General features: G+C 45.9%; 22 protein-coding genes. All 22 read left to right on the plus strand.

The window, feature by feature from the left end; all coding sequences use genetic code 11:
* Positions 1-56 precede the first annotated feature (56 nt).
* The 22 genes from KCX82_RS17080 to prfA all read left to right on the plus strand — a co-directional run bounded on the left by KCX82_RS17080 (position 57) and on the right by prfA (position 22,561).
* Positions 57-905 carry a 3-hydroxybutyryl-CoA dehydrogenase gene (locus KCX82_RS17080; RefSeq protein WP_227019707.1) on the plus strand — a complete coding sequence of 283 codons (849 nt, stop codon included), beginning with the start codon at positions 57-59 and terminating at the stop codon, positions 903-905.
* Positions 905-1,885 (plus strand): LCP family protein, encoded by a 981-nt coding sequence (locus KCX82_RS17085; RefSeq protein WP_227019708.1) that lies wholly within the window; start codon positions 905-907, stop codon positions 1,883-1,885. Before KCX82_RS17080 ends, KCX82_RS17085 begins: the two co-directional genes overlap by 1 nt.
* Before the next feature lie 331 nt (positions 1,886-2,216).
* The gene (locus tag KCX82_RS17090; RefSeq protein ID WP_227019709.1) at positions 2,217-3,191 is read left to right on the plus strand and encodes an LCP family protein; all 975 of its coding nucleotides are present in this window, start codon (positions 2,217-2,219) and stop codon (positions 3,189-3,191) included.
* A gap of 72 nt (positions 3,192-3,263) precedes the next feature.
* On the plus strand, positions 3,264-4,427 hold the full coding sequence (locus KCX82_RS17095; RefSeq protein ID WP_227019710.1) for an S-layer homology domain-containing protein: 1,164 nt from the start codon (positions 3,264-3,266) through the stop codon (positions 4,425-4,427).
* A gap of 135 nt (positions 4,428-4,562) precedes the next feature.
* Positions 4,563-6,122: a transcription termination factor Rho gene (rho, locus tag KCX82_RS17100; RefSeq protein WP_227019711.1), complete on the plus strand. Its 1,560-nt coding sequence runs from the start codon at positions 4,563-4,565 to the stop codon at positions 6,120-6,122.
* Between the two features lie 80 nt (positions 6,123-6,202).
* Positions 6,203-7,240, plus strand: a complete 1,038-nt coding sequence (locus KCX82_RS17105; RefSeq protein WP_227019712.1) for a DUF1385 domain-containing protein — start codon at positions 6,203-6,205, stop codon at positions 7,238-7,240.
* A 7-nt stretch (positions 7,241-7,247) separates the two neighbouring features.
* Positions 7,248-8,141 (plus strand): peptide chain release factor N(5)-glutamine methyltransferase, encoded by an 894-nt coding sequence (gene prmC / locus KCX82_RS17110; protein ID WP_227019713.1) that lies wholly within the window; start codon positions 7,248-7,250, stop codon positions 8,139-8,141.
* Between the two features lie 169 nt (positions 8,142-8,310).
* Positions 8,311-8,478, plus strand: a complete 168-nt coding sequence (locus tag KCX82_RS17115) for a hypothetical protein (protein WP_227019714.1) — start codon at positions 8,311-8,313, stop codon at positions 8,476-8,478.
* Positions 8,456-10,120 (plus strand): propanediol/glycerol family dehydratase large subunit, encoded by a 1,665-nt coding sequence (locus tag KCX82_RS17120; RefSeq protein WP_227019715.1) that lies wholly within the window; start codon positions 8,456-8,458, stop codon positions 10,118-10,120. Before KCX82_RS17115 ends, KCX82_RS17120 begins: the two co-directional genes overlap by 23 nt.
* A 16-nt stretch (positions 10,121-10,136) precedes the next feature.
* Positions 10,137-10,700, plus strand: a complete 564-nt coding sequence (locus KCX82_RS17125; protein ID WP_227019716.1) for a propanediol/glycerol family dehydratase medium subunit — start codon at positions 10,137-10,139, stop codon at positions 10,698-10,700.
* Between the two features lie 45 nt (positions 10,701-10,745).
* Complete coding sequence (gene eat / locus KCX82_RS17130) at positions 10,746-12,086, plus strand: ethanolamine permease (RefSeq protein ID WP_227019717.1); 1,341 nt, start codon at positions 10,746-10,748, stop codon at positions 12,084-12,086.
* A 37-nt stretch (positions 12,087-12,123) separates the two neighbouring features.
* Positions 12,124-12,546, plus strand: coding sequence for a diol dehydratase small subunit (locus KCX82_RS17135; protein ID WP_227019718.1), 423 nt, complete (start codon positions 12,124-12,126; stop codon positions 12,544-12,546).
* A gap of 276 nt (positions 12,547-12,822) precedes the next feature.
* Positions 12,823-14,673: a diol dehydratase reactivase subunit alpha gene (locus tag KCX82_RS17140; protein WP_264373313.1), complete on the plus strand. Its 1,851-nt coding sequence runs from the start codon at positions 12,823-12,825 to the stop codon at positions 14,671-14,673.
* A 28-nt stretch (positions 14,674-14,701) separates the two neighbouring features.
* Positions 14,702-15,103, plus strand: a complete 402-nt coding sequence (locus tag KCX82_RS17145; RefSeq protein WP_227019719.1) for a glycerol dehydratase reactivase beta/small subunit family protein — start codon at positions 14,702-14,704, stop codon at positions 15,101-15,103.
* Between the two features lie 37 nt (positions 15,104-15,140).
* Positions 15,141-15,653: a YbhB/YbcL family Raf kinase inhibitor-like protein gene (locus KCX82_RS17150; protein ID WP_227019720.1), complete on the plus strand. Its 513-nt coding sequence runs from the start codon at positions 15,141-15,143 to the stop codon at positions 15,651-15,653.
* Positions 15,654-15,723: 70 nt separating this feature from the next.
* Positions 15,724-16,074, plus strand: a complete 351-nt coding sequence (locus tag KCX82_RS17155; RefSeq protein WP_227019721.1) for a Na-translocating system protein MpsC family protein — start codon at positions 15,724-15,726, stop codon at positions 16,072-16,074.
* Complete coding sequence (locus KCX82_RS17160) at positions 16,071-17,732, plus strand: propanediol/glycerol family dehydratase large subunit (RefSeq protein WP_227019722.1); 1,662 nt, start codon at positions 16,071-16,073, stop codon at positions 17,730-17,732. Before KCX82_RS17155 ends, KCX82_RS17160 begins: the two co-directional genes overlap by 4 nt.
* Positions 17,733-17,743: 11 nt before the next feature.
* Positions 17,744-18,325: a propanediol/glycerol family dehydratase medium subunit gene (locus KCX82_RS17165; protein WP_227019723.1), complete on the plus strand. Its 582-nt coding sequence runs from the start codon at positions 17,744-17,746 to the stop codon at positions 18,323-18,325.
* Entirely contained in the window at positions 18,325-18,744 is a 420-nt protein-coding gene (locus KCX82_RS17170) for a diol dehydratase small subunit (protein ID WP_227019724.1), read from the plus strand. Before KCX82_RS17165 ends, KCX82_RS17170 begins: the two co-directional genes overlap by 1 nt.
* A 63-nt stretch (positions 18,745-18,807) precedes the next feature.
* The gene (locus KCX82_RS17175; RefSeq protein WP_465250675.1) at positions 18,808-21,057 is read left to right on the plus strand and encodes a propanediol/glycerol family dehydratase large subunit; all 2,250 of its coding nucleotides are present in this window, start codon (positions 18,808-18,810) and stop codon (positions 21,055-21,057) included.
* A 131-nt stretch (positions 21,058-21,188) separates the two neighbouring features.
* Positions 21,189-21,389 carry a 50S ribosomal protein L31 gene (gene rpmE, locus KCX82_RS17185; protein WP_227019725.1) on the plus strand — a complete coding sequence of 67 codons (201 nt, stop codon included), beginning with the start codon at positions 21,189-21,191 and terminating at the stop codon, positions 21,387-21,389.
* Between the two features lie 104 nt (positions 21,390-21,493).
* Complete coding sequence (prfA, locus tag KCX82_RS17190; RefSeq protein ID WP_227019726.1) at positions 21,494-22,561, plus strand: peptide chain release factor 1; 1,068 nt, start codon at positions 21,494-21,496, stop codon at positions 22,559-22,561.
* Positions 22,562-22,572 lie beyond the last annotated feature (11 nt).

A 22,572-nucleotide genomic window follows, 5' to 3' on the forward strand; every position in this document is an offset into this window, starting at 1 on the left:
TGCAATTGACCTGGTAAATGAAAATCATTTTATCATGTGAAAATGGAGGATATGGTATGAATAAAATAGGTGTTCTAGGAACTGGGACTATGGGTGCAGGAATCATTCAGGTACTTGCACAAAACGGATATGAAGTGGTACTTCGGGCCAGAAGAGAGACTTCTGTAGAAAAAGGAATTGCAACTGTTAATAAAAACCTGGACAGACTGGTTGCCAAGGAAAAGATGACTGCGGAGGAGAAAGATGCTGTAATGGCAAGAATTCACGGCTCCACGGACATCAACATCGTAGCGGATGCCGATTTGATCATCGAAGCAGCTACGGAAGATATGGAATCCAAGAAAGCTTTGTTTGCAGAACTGGATCAGCTGTGCAAAGAAGGCACTATCATTGCAACGAATACTTCCTCTCTGTCTATTACGGAAATTGCTGCCGCTACCAACAGACCTGACAAGGTAATCGGAATGCATTTCTTCAATCCGGTTCCTGCCATGAAACTGGTGGAAATCATAAAAGGACTGGCCACCTCTGACGAAACCAGAGATACCATTCTTGAATTGACAAAGAACCTGGGAAAGACCCCTGTAGAGGTGGAAGAAGCTCCCGGTTTCGTAGTAAACAGAATTTTGATTCCTATGATCAATGAAGGAATTGGTATTTTAGCTGATGGCGTTGCCAAAGCTGAAGACATTGACCAGGCTATGATGCTTGGTGCAAATCATCCAATGGGACCTTTGGCTCTTGGAGATTTAGTGGGACTTGATGTATGCTTAGCTATCATGGAAGTGCTGCATGCAGAATATGGAGATGACAAGTACAGACCGCATCCATTGCTGAAGAAAATGGTAAGAGCAGGTAAACTTGGCAGAAAATCTGGAGAAGGATTCTTTAATTACAACAAATAATGAAAACATTTTTAAAAACATTTATAGCAGGCTTTTTAATATTTACAATAATCTTAGTCCCCATTCAATGGGGACTAAGTCTTGTAGGCAAGGTGAGAGTTTTCAGCGGTACGGAAAATCTCATGGATGATATGCCCTATCTGGTGGATAAGAATAGTCCCTTCTTTGAAGCGTTTAAAGATAAGAATAGAGTAAATGTATTGTTGATCGGAGTAAATGACGGGATGACGGATACCCTGATGCTTGGAAGCTATGATCTGGATGCTCAGCATGTGGACATTATATCCGTGCCCAGAGATACATACTATCCGAGAGACGGGGTGACAAGCCCAGCTGCGAAGAAGATTAATTCCATATACCACAATGAAGAGAACGGCAAGGCATTAGGTACTGCAATGGCCGTAAGCGACGTATTAATGGGTATGCCCATCAACTATTATGCAGTAGTTGAATATGACACAGTAAGAAAAGTCGTGGATTCCATGGGCGGAGTTCCTATGAATATTACTTTCCATATGCACTATAATGACCCTTATGATACACCGCCTTTGAAAATCGATATTCCTGAAGGCTATCAGATTTTGAATGGCGATAAAGCGGTGGAGTTTCTGCGGTTCCGAAAGGGTTCCAACGGATATTCGGGTTATCCGGAAGGAGATATTGGCAGAATCAAGGCGCAGCAGGAATTTGTAAAATCTGCGTTCCGGCAGGCTCTTGGCTTCAGCCTTCCAAAGGTAACCAAAACGGTGATCGAAAATGTGGATTCCGATTTGCCCATCGGAATGGCTGCAAAAATTGCAGCGAAAGCCGTAGGACTTTCGGGCGAAGATTTAGAAGCGTACCTGCTTCCGGGTGAATCCGGTACCAAAGATGGTGCTTCTTACTGGTATCCTGATGAAGACGATATTGAGAAAATGTTAACTCAAATTTATAATATGGAACCCGAAACCGGGTCGGATACTGAAACTGAAAAAGAATAATCCATGTAATAAAAAAGTAATATAGGGAATTTCTCTTCCCTATTTATTTTTTTGTCCAAAAGGTATAAAATATAACGATTAATGGGTATTATAATTGGAGGCTGCTGAACAAACTAAAAAAATTTTACATATCCGTTTGTTCAGGGCAGATCGCATCTGTAAAAAGCAGGCCAATCCTGTGGAAACGCCTGCTTTTCAGCCTCCAATCCGGCGAGCCGAATCAAGCTGAATGCTGAATCAGTGGTATTCAGTCATTTTTGAATGTTCGGTAAGCCTAACTGGGGAAAAGAGAGGAAAGATTCGAAGTATGAAACCGGTAATGAAATCAGAAATGAACGTAAAAAAACAAAGAAGCCCTGTTGCTAGTTTTTTCAGAACCTTTTTATTAGCATTCCTGCTGTTTGTCCTTTTATGCACACCTGGTATGGCCATTTTCGGAAAGGTAACAGGCCAGACCATCTTTGGAGAACCCCCTGTGGTCTTGGAGGAAGAACTTCCGGTGCTGGTCAGCAAGGATAGCCCGTTTTTTGAAGCATTCAGCGACAAAAATAGAGTCAACATACTCCTTTTGGGAGTTAACAGTGGGTTGACGGACACCATTATGGTAGCAAGCTTTGACATGGACGCCAAGCATGTGGATTTGATTTCCGTGCCAAGAGATACGTATTACCATAGAGACGGCTATAACGGGGAAGCAGAGAATAAACTGAACGCGGCCTATCGAAAAAATCCGTTAAATACTGCGAAGGCAGTCAGTGAAATCCTGCTGGGTATGCCGATCAATTATTACGCAGTCATCGACTATAAAGGCGTTGAAAAGATCGTGGATTCCATGGGCGGCGTGCCTATGGAAATTCCCTTTACGATGAAATATAACGATCCTTATGATAAACCGCCGCTTGTGATCAATATTCCAAAAGGGCATCAGGTGTTGGACGGTAAAAAAGCGGTTCAGTTTTTAAGGTACCGTAAGGGATATACAGAAGGAGATATCGGCAGAGTGAAAGCACAGCAGGAATTTATGAAATCCGCTTTCAAGCAATGCCTGAGCTTTGAACTCCCGAAGATTGCGAAAACAGTTTTTGAAAATGTAGAGTCGGATATTACCATCGGTAAAGCCACAAAACTGGCTACGAAAGCGATGGGAATTACCTCGGAGGATATCACCACCTATATGCTGCCCGGAACACCACAGTCGGCAGCTCCCTGGTATGTGATTCCTGATGCGGAGGGAACGGCAGAGATGATAACACAAATTTATTCTATTGAGCCAAAGACTACCTCAGAAGCTGCTGTGCAGGAGTAAAAGAGATGAAAAGGCTCATATTATGAGGATCTGGTCAAAACGTATGGTGCCTGGCACCGTTGAGGTAACAAAATGAGAAAGCGAACAAGCTGGCTGTTAATCCTTTTTATGACAATGACCTTCGCTGCCGGAGGGCAGTGGCTCCAAAATCCCTATACTTATGGGATGAGTGCTGCTGATTTCACCGATGTGAAGACCTCGTACTGGGGTTATCCGTACATAGATTTTTCTGCCAATAAAGGAATTATCAATGGTTATCTGACTCCAAAGGGAACCTATCAATTTCTTCCTGAAACTCAAGTAACAAGAGAAGAGGCCATGTCCATGCTGTATCGCGCCCTGGCGGCAGCCGGGAAGCTGGAAAGCCAGGAGGATTTTTCTGCCGATTATCAACAGCTTTTCACTGCTCACAAAATTGCCGGCTGGGCTCAAAAATATGTAGCTTATGGGTTAAAATATAATTTGGTTACGGAGGCAGAGCTTTTGGACTTTACCGACGATGAAAGCGGTTATGGAAAATTAGCTCCGAGAGAACAGGCAGCTGTTTGGACCGGCAAGGCTATGAAAAAAAGCCTAGCTCCGGCCTATTCCCTTATCTATTCGGATAAAGATGATATTTCATCAGGTGCTTTGCCTTATATAGATCTTTTGTATCGCCAGGGAATTATGCAAGGGGATGATACAAAAATGTTCCATCCTGCCAATGGCATTAAGCGTGCAGAATTCGCAGCCATTGCCAACCGTGTATTTGAAGCTGCAAAAACGGATGACTATCAGGTGGAAAAGGAAGTTCAATCTTATCGCGGGACTATCGTATCCGTGGATTCCATAAATAATTTAATTATGATGACACAATCAGACGGAACTGCAAGAGTGATTCAAATAAATGCCAAAACACAGATTGTAATTGATGGAAAGTTGAATTATAATGGTCTAAAAGGAATGAAAACCGGAGTTTCTTCTGTGGTGGCATGGGGCGCATTTCTTGATCAAAGCGCAGGCCAGTCTGCAAATGCGTTGCAGCTTCATGTTATAACAAAAACCGAATCACGAGTAGGACTCATCACTGCCATTGAAAAGGTAAACGGTACCACCTCGGTACTAACCGTCAAGAATGCGGACGGAGACGAAATTCACTATGTTGTGGATCGAAATAGTCAGATTCTGAATACACCGGTAAAAGGCAAAGAAGTAACCTTTATTTGTGATGGTGTGAAAATTCTTGAAATCAAGTAAAACATAATTCGATTCGTAATCGAGTCCGCCTTCCTACCTAATTTGCCTGGAAATACATAACAAAAATGAAAATACTATGAGGAAAATAAAAATGAAGAATTTAATGCTATCCGGATATACCAATAGGGAGGGAATATGGAGATAGAGGTTTTAAAAAACAAAAAAGTATCGGAACTGCGTGAAATTGCAAAGACCTTTCAGCTGGAAGGCTTTGATAAAATGAAAAAAGCAGAACTGATCGAGGCACTGACAAGGTCTGGTCCGACAGTACCTCAGGGCGAAATGCTTTCCGAGAACAAAACTGGTACGGAATATAAGGAAGCTGTCCCTGCGGAAAAGGCAACTAAAGAGAGAGAGAGCAGACCAGAAAAAACGAAGAAGTTCGAAAAAGAAAAGAAAGAAGCAACAGATATAAAAGAAACTAGAGAAGTAAGAGAAGCAGAGACTGTTAAAAAAGAAGTAAAAGAAGCAGAGACTGTTAAAAAAGAAGTGAAAGAAGCAGAGACTGTTAAAGAAGAAGCTGCCGAAAAAGAATCTCCCTCTGCACAGGAGAAAAAGATTCAAGGTCCGCGGGAGGACCGGCCTGAGGTAGAAGGTATTCTGGAAATTGCAGAAGGCGGTTTCGGATTTCTAAGATTCCATAATTTCCTTACCAGTGATAAGGATATCTATGTTTCACCATCTCAAATCAGAAGATTCAATTTAAAAACAGGGGATAAAATTAAAGGAATTACAAGAAGACCAAATGAAGGGGAAAAATTTGGTGCTTTGTTGTATGTAAATACAGTAAACGGAGACGAACCGGGAGTCGCCATCAGAAGACCGGATTTCGACGATTTGACGCCGATTTTTCCTAATCAGCGTATCTCATTGGAAAGCGGAGCAACAGAGCTTTCCATGCGGTTGATCGATATCGTGGCGCCAATCGGAAAAGGTCAAAGGGGACTGATTGTTGCACCACCGAAGGCAGGTAAAACCGTGCTGCTGAAGAAAGTGGCCAACAGTATCGAAAAGATCTATCCGGAAATTGAAATGATCGTACTGCTTGTGGATGAAAGACCGGAGGAAGTCACGGATATGCAGCGATCCATCGGCGGAGAGGTTATATACTCTACCTTTGATGAGCTGCCGCAGAATCATGTAAAGGTTGCGGAGATGGTTCTGGCAAGGGCACAGCGTCTTGTGGAACACGGCAAGGATGTGGTAATCCTGCTTGACAGCATCACCAGGCTGGCCAGAGCCTATAATCTGGTGATTCCACCTACCGGAAGAACCCTGTCCGGCGGACTTGATCCCGGAGCTTTGCATAAACCGAAGAAATTCTTTGGAGCCGCAAGAAAGATGGAAGAAGGTGGCAGTATTACGATTCTTGCCACGGCATTGGTAGAGACAGGCAGCCGTATGGACGATGTCATCTTTGAGGAGTTCAAGGGAACAGGAAATATGGAGCTGCATTTGGATCGCAAATTGTCGGAAAAACGTATCTTCCCTGCTATCAATCTCAATAAATCAGGAACAAGAAGAGAAGATCTGCTGATGAGTCAGGACGAGCTGGAAGCCATATGGACCATGCGAAGAGCTATGGCCAATATCGGGACCCAGGAGGTTACGGAAAACATTATTGATCAGCTGGCTCATACGAAGAACAATGCGGACTTCATTCAAATCATTAAAAAAACAAAGCTGGAAAGTTAAATAAAATAATCAGAAAAAGACACAGCTGTAAAATTGAAGGTAATAATCATAAAAGACAAAGCTGGAAAGTTGAATAAACAATGGATTTTAAGAAAATTTTTATAAAAAATGCCTGTCCGACTAAAGTTGGAGGACAGGCCGTGCTGGAAGGCATCATGATGAAAGGCGAAGACCGTACTGCAGTGGTGATAAGAAAGCCAAACGGGAAGCTTCACATCAAAACAGAGATGTTGAAAAAGCCGGGAAAACTGCGGAAAATTCCGATACTGCGGGGCGTGTTCGTCTTTGTGGATGCTCTGGTTACAGGAACCAGAACACTGCTTTATTCTGCCGAGGTACTGGAGGACAGCGAAGGGGGAGAAGCCTTTGAAAAGGATAAACTGACCCTCTGGCTTGAAAAAAAATACGGAGAAAAAGGCGCTTTAAATGCTATGCTTTACGTGTCCGTTTTTCTCGCCATCCTGTTTACGGTAGGGATCTTCATTATAGGCCCTACGGCAGTGGTCAGCGTAATGAAATATGTGACACAAAATGAAGTCGCGCTGAATCTAATCGAAGGAATTTTTCGTATTCTCGTTTTTGTATTATATATTTTACTTATTTCAAAGATGAAAGATATACAGACGGTATTCCAGTTTCATGGAGCGGAGCACAAATGCATCCATTGCTATGAAAATGGCCTGCCTTTGACGCCTGAGAACTGCAAGCCTTTTAAAACACTGCATCCCAGATGCGGAACCAGCTTTCTCATGTTTGTCATGGTAATCAGTCTGCTGCTGTTTTCCCTGCTGGGATGGCCAAACCTTTTTTGGCGCATAGCATCCAGATTGCTGCTGATTCCTGTCATTGCGGGGCTTTCCTATGAGCTTCTTCGATGGGCAGGGCGTAGTGATTCCGTTATTGTAAAATTTCTCAGCGTTCCGGGACTTCTGCTTCAGAAGCTTACGACAAAGGAGCCCGAAGAAAGACAGCTGGAGGTAGCTATTGCTGCAATGAAAGCAGTACTGGTCTCGCCGGAGACCCCCACCTATGAGGGTGAATGCGACAGAGAAGGCAATCTAGTGCCAACGGTGCCAAAAGAAGCGGAATCAGATGAATTGGAGCAAGAACAGGAGTAAACCATAGATGAGTCTAATCATAAAAGAACTGTTACAAATTGGAGAATCTGCCCTTCAAAAAGCCGGATGTATGGACCCTAAAATCGATGCGGAGATTCTTTTGTGCCATATGCTTGCTTTCAATAAGACCCAGCTTTTTATCAAATCGCCTACCCTTCTGGATGAAAAATCATGCGAGGAATACTTTAAGCTGATCGATATCAGGGCCGGCGGTATGCCCGTACAATATATCACCGGGGTTCAGGAGTTTATGGGCATCCCTTTTAAAGTAAATGAAAATGTATTGATTCCAAGACAAGACACGGAGACACTCGTGGAAGACGTGATTGCCATGCTGCAAAAAGGCTTAAAAAATGTAAAAAAACCATCCGGGGGTTTTCAGGTTCTGGATCTGTGCTGCGGCAGCGGCGCTATCGGTGTAAGCCTCTGCAAGCATGTAAACAACGTTAAGGTAACCGCTGCGGATATCAGTAAAAAGGCTTTGGAAGTTGCAAAAGAAAACGCACAGCGAGCGGGCGTGGAAAAGCGGATCCGCTTTGCTGAGAGCGATTTGTTCGGATCTTTAAGAAAAGGACTGGGCGGATCGAAATTCCACCTTATCGTCTCCAATCCCCCCTATATTGAGAGCTCGGTAATCCCAACCCTGCAGAGGGAAGTGGCTTTGCATGAACCAATGCTGGCTCTGGATGGCGGAGAGGATGGTCTGGATTTTTACAGACGTATTTTTACGGACGCACCTTCGTACCTGAAAAAGAACGGTATGCTTTTTCTTGAAATGGGGCATAATCAGGCAGCGGCTTTGACTGCACTGGCCTCGGAAACAGGAAAATTCGAAGACATTCGTATCATCAAGGATTTGGCCGGATTGGACAGGGTATTTGAATGCAGGCTGGCAAATTAGTTCTGCGATAAATTGTCAGACAATTTTAAATATTCCTTGACAGGCAGGCTGGAAAAGTGCATAATTAGGTAAAACAAAATATTGGCAGATGGATATAGGCTAAGTAAGCAGATAGAAGTAAGCCGCAAATGAAAGTAAAAAACGTTGAAAGACGCTGCAGCTGCAGGACATGAAAAAGGGTCAGGCACACAGCACAAATCGACAGTTTTTAGCTGATCATTTGTGGTTTTTTTATTATGTAGCAAATATCGCTTTCTGCGATATTGACGGAATATCAAAGAGAGCTTTGCTTAACTTTATAAAAGGAGGTCACGATGAAAAGGTCAAAGCGGTTTGAAAAACTGGAAAAGATGCCAATTAATCAGGATGGTTTTTCCTATGAATGGGAAGAGGTAGGTCTCATTACCATGGAATCTCCCAATGATCCGAAACCGAGTATCCGCATTGAAAACGGACGGATTATGGAGATGGATGGCAAGGAAAGAAAAGATTTTGACTCTTTGGACAGATTTATTGCGGACTACGGAATTAACGTACAGGACGCAGATATGTCTATGGCTATTGATTCTTTGGAAATCGCAAGAATGCTGGTGGATATTCATGTCTCCCGGCAGGAAATCGTAAAAATCTGCGGAGGATGTACTCCTGCAAAGCTGGTAGAGGTTATCAACCATCTCAATGTGGTGGAAATGATGATGGCGCAGATGAAGATGCGAGCCAGAAAAAACCCGGCTAATCAGGCACATGCCACCAACCTGGATGACAATCCGGTGCTGATTGCCGCCGATGCCGCCGAGGAAGCCCTAAGGGGTTTTGCCGAGGTGGAAACCACCTGTGCTCTCGCCCGTTACGCACCCTTTAATGCCATTGCACTAATGCTGGGAGCGCAAACCGGAAGAGCCGGAGTCCTGAATCAATGCTCCATGGAAGAGGCCACAGAGCTGGAACTGGGAATGCGAGGTTTCACTTCTTATGCGGAGACCCTCTCCGTTTATGGGACGGAAACAGTCCTGATCGATGGCGGAGATACGGCTTATTCCAAGGCATTTTTAGCATCAGCCTACGCTTCCAGAGGGATCAAGATCCGCTTCACCTCCGGCACCGGTTCTGAAGTGCTGATGGGAAACGCCGAGCAAAAGAGCATGCTTTATCTGGAGGTAAGATGTTTGTATCTGACAAAAGCCTGCGGCGTTCAGGGAATCCAAAACGGCTCTATCAATGCTATTCCCCTTGTTGCAGCCCTTCCAAACGGTTTCCGGGCCATTGCTGCGGAAAACCTTATTGCATCTATGCTGAACATAGAAGTGGCAGCCGGAAACGACACTGCCTTTACTCATTCCGATTTCCGCCGCGGAGTGAAGCTAGCCATGCAGTTTATGCCGGGCACCGATTATATTACATCAGGCTATGGAGGAATTCCCAATCTGGACAATGTATTTGCCGGCTCCAATGAGGACTGTGATGACTACGATGACTGGTACGTCCTTCAGAGAGACATGAAAGTGGATGGAGGAATCAAACCCATCAAAGAAGAGGAAGCAATTGCTGTAAGAAACAAGGCGGCCAGAGTCTGCCAGACAGTATTCCAATGCCTGGGGCTGCCGGAGATCACAGATGAAGAGGTGGAAGCTGCAACCTATGCCTATTGCTATCAGGATATGCCCCCGAGAAATAAGGCTGAGGATATGAAAGCAGCCACAGACATGATGGAAAGAGGAATCACAGGGTTCGATATCGTAAAGGGACTTTATGAAAACGGCTTTGAAGACATTGCGGAAAGAGTGATGAAAATGCTGAAGCAGCGCGTAATCGGCGATTATCTTCATACTTCTTCCGTTCTGGACGATCAGTTCCGGGTCATGAGCGCTATCAACAATCAAAATGACTATATGGGTCCCGGAACAGGCTACCGGGTAAGCGACGAACGCTGGGCTGAGCTGAAGGAAAAATTCAATGCTCTGAAGCCCCAGGATGTATAAGAAGGAGGGAAGAGGCATGACGGACGAAAAAGATATCAAGATCCAAGTCAATGAACTTGGTACGGCCCAGGCCGGAACCAGCGCTGATGAAGTTGTCATTGCAGTTTCACCGGCCTTTGGAACCAGAATTAAAAAGAGCATCATAGACATCGGATTGGACAAAATTCTGAAAGAACTATGTGCCGGTATCGAAGAGGAAGGGATGAAATACCGGTTTGTTAAGGTGTACCATTCTACGGATCTGGCCATAATTGCCAGCCAGGGTTCCAGGCTTTCAGGCTCGGGAATCTGTGTAGGATTGCAGTCCCGAGGAACCATCGTCATTCATCAGCGAGATCTGGTTCCCCTGGATAATCTGGAATTGTTTCCCCAATCACCTCTCTATGATGAAAAAATTTACCGAAAGATCGGAAAAAATGCCGCAAAGTATGCCAAGGGAGAAAATCCGGAACCGGTGGAAATCCTGAATGATTATATGGTGCCGTCGAAATATCTGGTGAAATCCACCCTGATGCATTTTAAAGAAGGCGAAATGATGGACAAAACAAAGAAGGCCATGAATGTAGATATTATTTTTTAATCCTATGGAATCATTCTTTAATTTCATAATAAAGGAGGAAATGAAATGTCAGATAAAAACGTTACGCTCCATGAAACGGGCGAATTAAAAAAGGTACTGAAACCGATCCATCTTTGGGCTATCGCGGTTGGGCTCGTAATTTCCGGTGACTATTACGGATTCAGCTATGGCTTCGCAACCGGCGGTCCGGTATCCTTCCTGGTATCCTTCATACCGGTAACCATTATGTACGTTACCTTCTTATTCTGTTATACCGAGCTGGCAACCAGCATCCCGCATGCAGGGGGGCCTTCTGCCTATGCCAGAAAGGCTATGGGACCTTTCGCAGGCTTCATTACAGGTTTCTCTGTACTGATTGCTTTCCTGGTATCCCCTTGTGCCGTTGCCATCACCACCGGCGCCCTGGTGAATTACCTGATTCCTTCTATTCCAGCAGTTTGGGCTACGGTTGGTTTCTTCTGTTTCTTTGTACTGATCAACCTGTTCGGCGTAAAGTCATCTTCCGTGCTGGAGCTGGTGGTTACTCTGGTCTCCCTGGCCGGTCTGGTAATTTACACAGCGGTTGCCGCTCCCCACTTTGAAGCATCCAATTTCTTTACGGAACCAGCCTTTACCAACGGATTTGCAGGCGTTGCCGGCGCTATGACCTACGCCATGTGGTTCTACTTTGCTATAGATGGGGCAGCCATGCAGGCGGAAGAAATGGAAAACCCAAGAAAGGATATTCCGAAGGGATATATTCCGGCTATCATTACCCTGTTCATCACTTCTCTGATTGCGATCTTCCTGCCGGCCGGTATTGCCGACTATAAGGAAGTGGCTCTGTACGACTATCCTTTAGCTAAGTCTCTGGAGCTGGCTCTTGGTGCCGGAAGTGCCTGGCCTAAGGTCATTGCGGTTGTTGCGCTGTTCTCCATGGTAGCTTCCTTCTCCGCCATCGTACTGGCTTTCTCAAGACAATCCTTTGCTATGGGAAGAACGGGTTACCTGCCCCCTGCCTTCGCAAGGCTGAACAGCAAGGGGTGTCCAACCGTAGGCTTGCTGGTTCCTGCCGCCTTTGCCCTGGCGCTGGCTATGACGGGTCAGACTGCCGTAATGGTTACGATCTCCGTATTTGCAGCCCTGATTATGTACACCATCGTCATCATCACCACATTTGTCCTGAGAAAGAACGAACCGGATATGGACCGGCCTTTCAAGGTAACCTACCCAATCGTTCCGGTAGTGGCTCTGATTACGGTAATCCTTTTATTTGTTTGTGTATTGGTTTATAATATTTCCGTACTAAAGTGGGTTTTGGCAGTCTATGCGGTGGCCATCGTGTATTACATGCTGTATGGCAAGAAGTACCTGCGCCCGATAGAAGAAGAATTCAATTTAGATTAAAAATTCCCGTCAGAACCGTATTGGAAGGAGGCCCATTATGACTGAAAAGCTTGATGCATTAAAAGACTATCCCATCTACGAAAAACGGCCGGAGCTGATTCAAACCCAGACAGGCAAATCGGTAGATGAGATCAATATAGAGAACATATTATCCGGCAAGGTTACACCGGATGACTGCCGAATCAGCGCTCAGACTTTGGAATATCAGGCGCAGATAGAAGAGTCGGCAGGGAATCCCCAGATTGCGGCGAACTTCAGAAGAGCTGCGGAAATGACCAGAATTCCCGATGAACGGATCATCCAGATCTATAACCGTATGAGACCCCATGTTTCCACAAAGGAAGAATTATTAGCCATAGCCGAGGAGCTGGAAACAAAGTATGATGCGAAGATCAATGGCGCATTGCTGCGGGAAACCGTTGAAGTCTATGAAGACAGGAAGATGTTCAGAGTAGATTAAACAATGGTGAAATAATAGACTTTAAATAACGATTCATCGAGACCGGTCATCTATCTGCAATTCCCTCAGCCGTCGAATGAATGATTCTATAGAGTTGTACATTCTTGGCTTCGAAGTCATTGCCAGACAGATGACACGGTCTCATTTAAAAAATTTTAAATAAAGCAATTTCATATTGATTTACTGATCTATAAAATTAGAGAACAGCTTGGCGCTGAAGCAACTAGGAACCAGCGTAGCTCAAATCATTTTCGGACAAAGACAGGGAGGGAAGGCATGATCAAATATGTAGCCGGCGTGGACATCGGGAATGCCACCACAGAAACCGCTCTGGGGAAAATCGAGAACGGTGTTCTGACGGCTTGCGTCAGCGGCATTTCCGGAACTACCGGAATCAAAGGAACAAAGGAGAATATACAGGGAATTATCCATTCTCTCAAGGATGCAACAGGGAAGCTGAGTGTGGAACTGAGCGCACTGGACCTGATACGCATCAATGAAGCAACACCGGTAATCGGTGATTTTGCCATGGAAACCATAACAGAAACCATCATAACGGAGTCCACCTTGATCGGACACAATCCGGACACACCGGGAGGCATCGGTCTGGGTATCGGAAAGACCATTCTGATCACCGAACTGGATCATGCGGATAAAACTGAAAAATATATTGTTGTCGTTCCGGAGGAAATAGATTTTCTGGATGCGGCAAGAATCATTAATGATAAATGGAATGAAGGCTATGAAATAGAGGGTGCCATATTAAAAAAGGATGACGGCGTACTGGTCTCAAACAGGCTGAATCGAGTGATTCCCATTCTGGACGAAGTGGAGGTTATCGGCAGAGTCCCTCTTGGGATGCTTTGCGCTGTTGAGGTTGCAGCACCGGGAAGCTGCATCGATCTGCTTTCAAATCCCTATGGCATTGCTACTGTATTTCAGCTGAATCCAAAGGAAACGAAGCAGATCGTTCCCATAGCAAAAGCACTCATCGGGAACCGCTCCGCCGTGGTGATTAAAACACCCGCAGGGGAGATAAAGGAACGCAGGATTCCCGCGGGAGAAATTACCGTGCACGGCGGTCAGCGCTCCTACATGGCGTCTGTGGACAGGGGTGCCAGAGAGATTATGAGTGTAGTGGAAAAAGTAAATGAGATTCTGGACATTACCGGCACCCAGGGAACCAATGTAGGCGGCATGCTGGAAAAGGTGCGCGCCGAAATGGCCGCTTTAACAGAGCAGGATTATAAAGATGTATTCATCAAGGATCTCATGGCGGTGGATACCATCGTTCCAAAGGAAGTACAGGGGAATCTGGCCAATGAATTTGCCATGGAAAAGGCAGTGGGCATCGCGGCAATGGTGAAAACCCACCGGCTCCATATGGAGCGCCTTGCGGAGGCGCTTTCTGAGGAATTGAGGATCCCTATAGAAATCGGCGGCGTAGAGGGTAGCATGGCGGTGCTTGGCGCCTTAACCACACCGGGAACGGAAAAGCCTCTTCTTGTCCTGGACATCGGAGCAGGATCCACAGATGCCTGCTTCATCGATGAAAAAGGTAATACAAAGCCCATCCATCTGGCTGGTGCGGGAAATATGGTGACCATGCTGATCAGCGCAGAACTGGGCCTGGATGATTTTAAACTGGCGGAGGACATTAAGAAATACCCCCTTGCCAGGGTAGAATCCCTGTATCATATCCGGCATGAGGACGGAAGTGTGCAGTTCTTTGAAGAGCCCATTGACAGTAAGCTTTATGCCAGGACTATCATCGTAAAGCCCGAAGGCTGGAAAGCCGTAAAGACTAAAAAACCCCTTGAAAAGATAAAGCAAGTCAGGAGAGAAGCAAAGGAAAAGGTTCTGATCCAAAATATATTGCGGGCATTGCGAAAAGTCTCCATTACAGGGAATATCAATGAGTTTGAACATGTTGTACTGGTGGGCGGTTCCTCCCTGGACTTTGAACTGGGGAATATGGTCACGGAAGTGCTTTCCTATTACGGAATCATCAGCGGAAAAGCCAATGTGAGGAGTACGGAAGGGCCGAGAAATGCTGTTGCCACAGGCTTGCTCCTATCCTATCTGAGGGATTTGGAAGAACATGAGGTCCGTGAAAGAAGGATATAAGAGAAAGATATGAGAGAAGGCTAAAATGATGGGAGATAAGAGTGGGAAAACTTTGCAGATAGAAATTTTCTGTAGTCCGGAGGGGGAAGCTTTCGCCAGAGCTGTCGGTTATGGACTGGAAGAGGAAGGACTGCCTTACCAGGTAGAGACGGGAGAGGAATACTCTCCGGAGACGGCCTATGAATCTTCCCAACAGGGAGGGTTGGGTGTCTCTGTTCTGATAAAGGAGGGCTGGATCTCCGTTTACACCAGACAGTTGAAAGAGAAAAGACCCCTTTTTTATGAACCGGCAGCAGACCCGGACATCGCCAAGCTGCTGGGGAAAAATGCGGCACGTATCGTCAAAAACAAGCCCTTTCTTGAGATCGATTCCGAAATGGAGAATAGGAAGGATCAGAGTCTGGCTCCTAAATGGGCAGCCCAGCTTTGAGTGATGATACCTGTGAAAAAAAGAGAAGGTGCATAGGATGTTTTTATTGAAAAGTGAAGGAATACAAGATGGCTGGATCCTGGATCGTTTTGGGATCAAATCCGAGGAAGTAATAGAGGGAGTTCCCCAGCGGTCTTTTCCGTTATCCTGGGAAGGAGCGCCGGCAGGCACCAAATCCTTTGCCATCGTATTTCAGGATTACGACAATGTTCCCGACGAAGGATTCAGCTGGATCCACTGGCTGGCGGCGGATATCCCCGGGAATGTGACATCTCTTCCGGAACATGCGAGCAGGGAAGATGCGGAGCTGATACAGGGCACCAACAGCTGGGCGGTTCCCTATGGCCCCTATGCGGATATTTCAAAGGATCTCACTCTTCATTACGGCGGTCCGGCACCGGGGAGAAAGCATCTGTATGAGATGAAAATTTATGCTCTGGATACCCTTTTGGGTCTCCGTAAAGGGTTTTACTATAACGAACTGTTCTGGGCCATGGAAGGACATGTTCTTGGAGAGAGCACATTAAGAGGATATTATTCAGAAAGGTAGTTCCACATTAAGAGGATATTATTCAGAAAGGTAGTTCCGGCGGATGACCAGGCAAAACTACGACAACAAAATGATGAATAAATTGCGGAAGGAAGTTGAAGATTTTTATAAATCCTGGGTTCATAAAAATTTTCAAAAAGGCCTGCGGGATGTCAAAGTGATCATTACGGGAAATCTCGTAGTGATTATTGGTATTGAATTTTTAACTTTCGTCGAGCAGTCCATCCTGGATGACGAATACAGCAAGCAGGCGGTAGCCCATACCAGGAGAAAACTGGTGAGCAAGTTTTTTCCTATTTTGAAGCAAAATCTTGAGTTGATCCTGTCTCAGGAGATCGCTTACTATTTTGTTGACTTTTCTATGGATGACAACATGTCCTGCATGACCATTATTTTCGAGGGGGAGATTGGTGAGAGATGAAACGATCAAAAAGATTTGAAGTATTGGAAAAAAGACCTGTCAACCTCGACGGATTTTCTGAGGAATGGGCGGAAGTGGGGCTGATTGCCATGGAATCCGACTATGATCCGGAGCCGAGCATTGAAGTTGCAGAGGGCGTGATTGTAGAAATGGATGGAAAGAAGAGAGAGGACTTCGATTCCATAGATTTATATATTGCAGACTATGGCATCAATATAGAGAACGCCCGGGAGGCCATGAAGCTGGATACGCTGGAAATAGCCAGGATGCTGGTAGATGTCAATGTCCCGCGGGAGAAGGTCATTGAAATCACCACTGCCATTACGCCTGCAAAGATCACAAAGGTGATGAGCCATTTAAACGTAGTAGAAATCATGATGGCCCAGATGAAGATGAGAGCCAGAAGAAGGCCGTCCAATCAGGCCCATGTCACCAATCTGGATGACAACCCTGTGCTCATGGCGGCAGATGCCGCAGAAGCGGTGCTGCGTGGATTCTCGGAAATTGAAACTACAACGGCAGTGTCCAGATATGCACCTTTTAATGCGCTGGCTTTGCTGGTAGGAGGCCTTTGCGCCAGAAAGAGAGTCCTGTCACAATGTTCCCTGGAGGAATCTCTGGAGCTGAAGATGGGCATGCAGGGTCTGACATCCTATGCGGAAACCGTATCTGTTTACGGAACCGAGGCCGTCATGACCGACGGGGACGACACCCCCTGGTCCAAAGGCTTTCTGGCTTCGGTCTATGCTTCCAGAGGAATCAAAACCAGGTTTACCTCAGGCACCGGAGCGGAAGTCCTCATGGGAAATACGGAAAAAAAGTCCATGCTGTATCTGGAGGCCAGATGCCTTTACCTAACCAAAGCCTGCGGTGTGCAAGGGACCCAGAACGGTTCCGTTAGCTGCATCGGGATTCCCGGGGCGGTTCCGGGAGGTTTTCGGGTGATTGCGGCGGAAAATCTGATGGCTTCCATGCTCAATCTGGAGGTTGCATCGGGAAATGATCAGACCTTTACTCATTCCGACATGAGAAGAATGTCCAAGGTCTTTATGCAGCTTCTTCCCGGAACGGATTTTATTACTTCTGGTTTTAGTGCTATGCCTAATTTTGATGATATGTTTGCAGGATCCAACACGGATTGTGACGATTATGACGACTGGTACGTTCTCCAGCGGGATATGCGGGTGGACGGAGGCCTTACGCCTGTAAGGGAGGAAGATGCCATTCGGGTGCGCCATTACGGCGCCAAGGCGCTGCAGGCTGTATTTCAATATTTTGATCTCCCGGAGATCCGGGAGGAGGAAGTGAAAGCTGCCGCCTATGCCTATTCCAGCTTTGATATGCCCAAGCGGAACATGGTGGAGGATCTGAAGGCTGCAGAAAAGTTTCTTGCCCATTATAACGGGCTGGATGTAGCAAAAGCATTATGGGAAAAGGGTTATCATGAGGTTTCCGAAAATGTGCTGGATATGCTGAAACAGAGAATTACGGGAGATTACCTGCACACCTCTGCCATCTTCGATGAGGATGCCGGCCTGGAAAGTGCGCTGAACGACCCGAATCTATATGAAGGACCGGGTACCGGCTATCAAATATCCGAGGAGCGCTGGGGCAAGCTGGTGCAGAGGGAAAATATCTTAGGACCAAAGGACTTTTAGAGGTGAACAAAATGGCAGAATCAGAAAAACAATACGTACTGGAGATTACCGAACTGGGAGAAGCAAGACCTTCGGGACGGTCCGATGAGATCATTATTGCGGTATCCCCATCCTTTGGTGTACAGCAAAGAGAGACCATCGTGGGTTTATCCCATGCCATCGTCGTGCGGGAGCTTGCCGCAGGAGTGGAAGAAGAGGGGTTTCATCCGCGGTTTATAAAATATTATAACAGTTCCGACTTGAGTTCCTTTGCCAATGAAGCGGCTAAGCTCAGCGGGTCGGGCATCAGCATCGGCATACAGTCGAAAGGGACTACTATGATCCATCAACGGGATTTGGAGCCCCTTGACAATTTGGAGATCTTTCCCCAGGCTCCCCTGTATGACGAAGAAATTTATCGAATGATCGGAAAGAACGCTGCCAGATACGGAAAGGGGAATACGCCGGAGCCGGTTCCAACGCTGAACGATCAGATGGCTCTTGCTAAATATCAGATCAAAGCGGCCCTGCTGCATATTAAAGAAACGGAGCTGGTAGTCAGTAAGAAGCCTCCTGTGGATCTGGAGCTTCATATAAAGGAGGTAGTCGGGTAATGGATACGTTACATTCAAAAAAGGATTATCCTTTGGCAGATAAAAGGCCGGAACTGATCTTAACCCCAACAGGAAAAAAATTGGATGAGATCACAATGGAAAAAGTTCTGGAAGGCAAGGTTAAGGCGGAAGACTGCAGAATCAGCGCCAACACACTGGAATATCAAGCCCAGATCGCTGAATCCGCCGGAAATAGGCAAATGGCGTCAAATTTGCGGCGGGCAGCGGAGCTTACAGCCTTTTCTGACGAACGAGTTCTGAAAATCTACGGTACGTTGCGGCCTTTCCGCTCAACAAAAGAAGAGCTGCTTGCCATAGCAGAGGAATTGGAGTCTAAGGGCGCCGTTTTAAATGCAGCCTTTGTACGGCAGGCCGTACAGGTGTACGAAAAAAGAAAGAAATTCAAGGGAGATAAATAGGCACTCCTAAAAAGCCCAATATAAATAAAAGCTTTGCCAATTTAATTAAGGGAGACAACTGTTTTGAAACGATCCAAGCGCTTTGAAAAATTAGATAAAAGACCGGTGAATCAGGATAGCTTTTTTGTGGAATGGGCGGAAGGCGGACTTTCCGCTATGAATTCCCCCTATGATCCCCAGCCCGGAATCCGGATAGAAGACGGAAAGATCGTAGAAATGGACGGGAAGCGATATGAGGACTTCGATTCCCTAGAGCTTTTTATTGCCCAGTACGGCATCAATCCGGAGCGTGCGGAATGGGCCATGAGTCATTCCGCCGCTGCCATTGCCAGAATGATTGTAGATATCAATATCAAGCGGGAAGATATTATCAAGATCACCACAGCCATCACACCGGCCAAGATGCTCCAGGTAGTAAAATGCCTAAATGCAGTGGAACTCATGATGGGGCAGATGAAAATGAGGGTTCGGAAAACCCCTGCAAATCAGGCTATTGTAACCAACATCAAGGATCATCCGGCACTGCTTGCAGCCGATGCAGCGGAAGCAGCCCTGCGCGGCTTCTCCGAGATCGAGACTACCTGTGCTGTTTCCAGATATGCGCCCTTCAATGCGCTGGCAATTCTGGTAGGGGCTCAAACCTGCCGGGGAGGCGTTTTGACCCAATGCTCCATGGAGGAATCTTTGGAGGTGAGGATGGGAATGCTGGGGCTCACAAGTTATGCGGAAACCGTATCCCTTTACGGAACAGAAGCAGCCATGGATGATGGAGATGATACCATTTGGTCCAAGGCCTTCTTGTCTTCCGTATACGCGTCCCGTGGCATCAAGATGAGAGTGACTTCGGGAACCGGTGCTGAGGTTCTGCTGGGTCACAGCGATAAAAAGTCCATGTTGTACCTGGAAATCCTATGTGTTTTTCTGGCTCGTGCCTGCGGTGCCCAAGGGGTGCAGAACGGCTCTATCAGCTGTATCGGAATTACCACAGCCGTTCCGGAAGGATTTCTTGCCATTGCCGCTGAAAACCTGGTGGTATCTCTTCTGGATCTGGAGGTTGCCTCCGGCAATGATCAGACTTTTTCACATTCGGATCTGCGCAGGACTGCAAAATTGCTCATGCAGATGATGCCGGGCACCGATTTCATCACCTCGGGCTACAGTGCCACTCCTAATTTTGATGATTTGTTTGCAGGTTCCAACACGGACTGCGATGATTATGACGATTATTATATGATCCAGCGGGATATGCAGATTGACGGAGGCATTGAACCCATTCTGGAGGAGGATGCCATTACGGTAAGAAACAAGGCGGCCCGGGCCTGCCAGGCGGTATTTAAGGGGTTGGGCCTTCCTCCTATCACCGAAGAAGAGGTGGAAGCAGCCACCTATGCCTACTCCAATGAGGAAATGCCCAACCGGCATATGGCGGCAGACCTTGTGGCAGCCCAGGAATTTCTGAATAAAGGCGTCAATGCCATCGATATCGCTGGCGCTTTATACCGTTACGGATTTCCCGAAGTGGCGGAAAACGTACTTATGATGCTGAAAGAACGGGTTTGCGGCGACTATCTGCAGGTGGCGGCCATCTTTGACAGAGAATTTCACACACTTGGAGGTCTCAATGATCCCAACGATTATCAGGGTCCCGGAACCGGATACCGTCTGAAAGGAGAACGCTGGGAGAAGCTGAAAAAGAAACCTTCAGCCCTCGTTCCTGATAAAATTCTGGAAACCCAGGGGATACCGGACAAGACAAAAGGATTTTTTAACCTGATGGAAAAGAAGACCGCAGAGGTACACGAAGCGGATATCGTGGTAGGCATTTCTCCGGCCTTTGCCAATAAAGCTACAGGAACGGAAATCTACAACAATCAATTCTTAATTTTGGAAAATATTCTGGAAGGTGTTGCAGAAGAAGGACTCACAGCCGCCATCGTGAAAATTTATCATACGGACAATCTGGGGGAAATAGCCAAGCTTGCGGCAGGATACAGCAGAACAGGCATCGGCATCGGCATTCAGTCCAAAGGAATGGTACGAATCAATCATGTGGACCTGCCGGGAGAGGACAGCCTGGAGGTCTCCTTTAACATGCCGTTTTCAAGTTATTCTTTATATAAGGAAATCGGCATTAACGCCGCTTTTTACGCAAAAGGGAAGAAGCCCTTGCGGGTATCCGACAAGATCAAGCCCGGCGGACTGACCAATTATCAGGTTACCATGATTAAGCTCAGTTCGGAGGAAAGCGCCTTTGTCAACAGACGCAAAAAACCGGCTCTTATGGTAAAAACTACGGAGTCAAAAGACAGTTAATGCAAAAATACAAGAAAAAACAGGAAGGAAAAAAGTTCTTGCGTATTTTTACTACTTATGCTAATATGTAATAGCTATCGTTTAGAATTGAAAATTTCAGATAGATACTTATTTGAAAAGAGGTGAAAAGCATGAAGGAAGGAATCCACCCAAATTATAAGGAATGCACTGTTACATGTGCATGTGGAAACACATTTGTTACGAAATCGATGAAAGAAGAAATGAGATTGGATGTATGCTCTGCTTGTCATCCGTTCTTTACGGGACAGCAAAAGTTTATCAATCGAGGCGGACGTGTCGAAAAGTTCAAGAAAAAGTTCAATATCGAATAAGCAACAAAATGAACTGGAAATTTTATTTCCAGTTTTTTTTCGGAAAAAATTATGGTATACTATTTGGGATTAAATTTAGAAATGAGATTAGGAGTTGAAAATAAATGTACGATAAATTGGATTTTATTCAGGGGAAATACGAGGATCTTTCCTTGAAGGTGTCGGACCCTGATGTAATCAGTGATCAGGCTACCTGGCAGAAGCATATCAAGGAAATGTCAGAAATGGAGCCTATTGTAAATAAATATAAGGAATACAAAAAAGCTTCCGATGATCTGAAGGACACAAAGGAAATGCTCAGTGACGGCGGCATGGATGAAGAACTGAAAGAGCTTGCCAAGATGGAGCTTTCCGAGCTGGAAGAAAAGGTAGAAATTTTGAGCAATGAACTGAAAGTTCTGCTGCTTCCAAAAGACCCCAACGATGAAAAGAATGTAATTCTGGAAGTCAGAGCCGGTACCGGCGGAGAAGAGGCCGGACTTTTCGGCAGCGACCTTCTGAGAATGTATATGAGATACGCAGAACGACGCGGCTGGAAGACAGAAATGATGGATGTGAACGATACCGGAATCGGCGGTATTAAAGAAGCGGTTATCCTCATCAAGGGGAGAGGGGCTTATTCCAGACTCAAATATGAAAGCGGCGTACACAGAGTGCAAAGGGTACCGGAAACGGAATCCAGCGGACGTATTCACACTTCCGCAGCGACTGTAGCGGTGCTGCCTGAAATTGATGACGTTGAAGTGGATTTGAATCCGAATGATGTTCGTGTAGACGTTTACCGTGCATCCGGAAACGGCGGCCAGTGCGTAAACACCACGGACTCTGCGGTTCGACTAACCCATGTTCCCACTGGACTTGTGGTAACCTGTCAGGATGAAAAATCCCAGTTGAAGAATAAAGAAAAAGCCTTCAAGGTTCTCAGAGCCAGACTTTATGATGCCAAGCTTCAGGAACAGAACAAGGAAATCTCTGAAGCCAGAAAAAGTCAGGTAGGCTCCGGAGACAGAAGTGAAAGAATCAGAACCTATAACTTCCCGCAGGGTCGTGTATCAGATCATAGAATCGGGTTAACAATATATAAACTGGATTATTTTCTGGACGGTGATCTGGATGAGATCATCGATGGTTTGATTACTTCGGACCAGGCAGAAAAAATGAAGAATTTCTAATTAAAGGAAGA

The sequence above is a fragment of the Sinanaerobacter chloroacetimidivorans genome (genome assembly GCF_018128545.1).
Taxonomy (GTDB): Bacteria; Bacillota; Clostridia; order Peptostreptococcales; family Anaerovoracaceae; genus Sinanaerobacter; species Sinanaerobacter chloroacetimidivorans.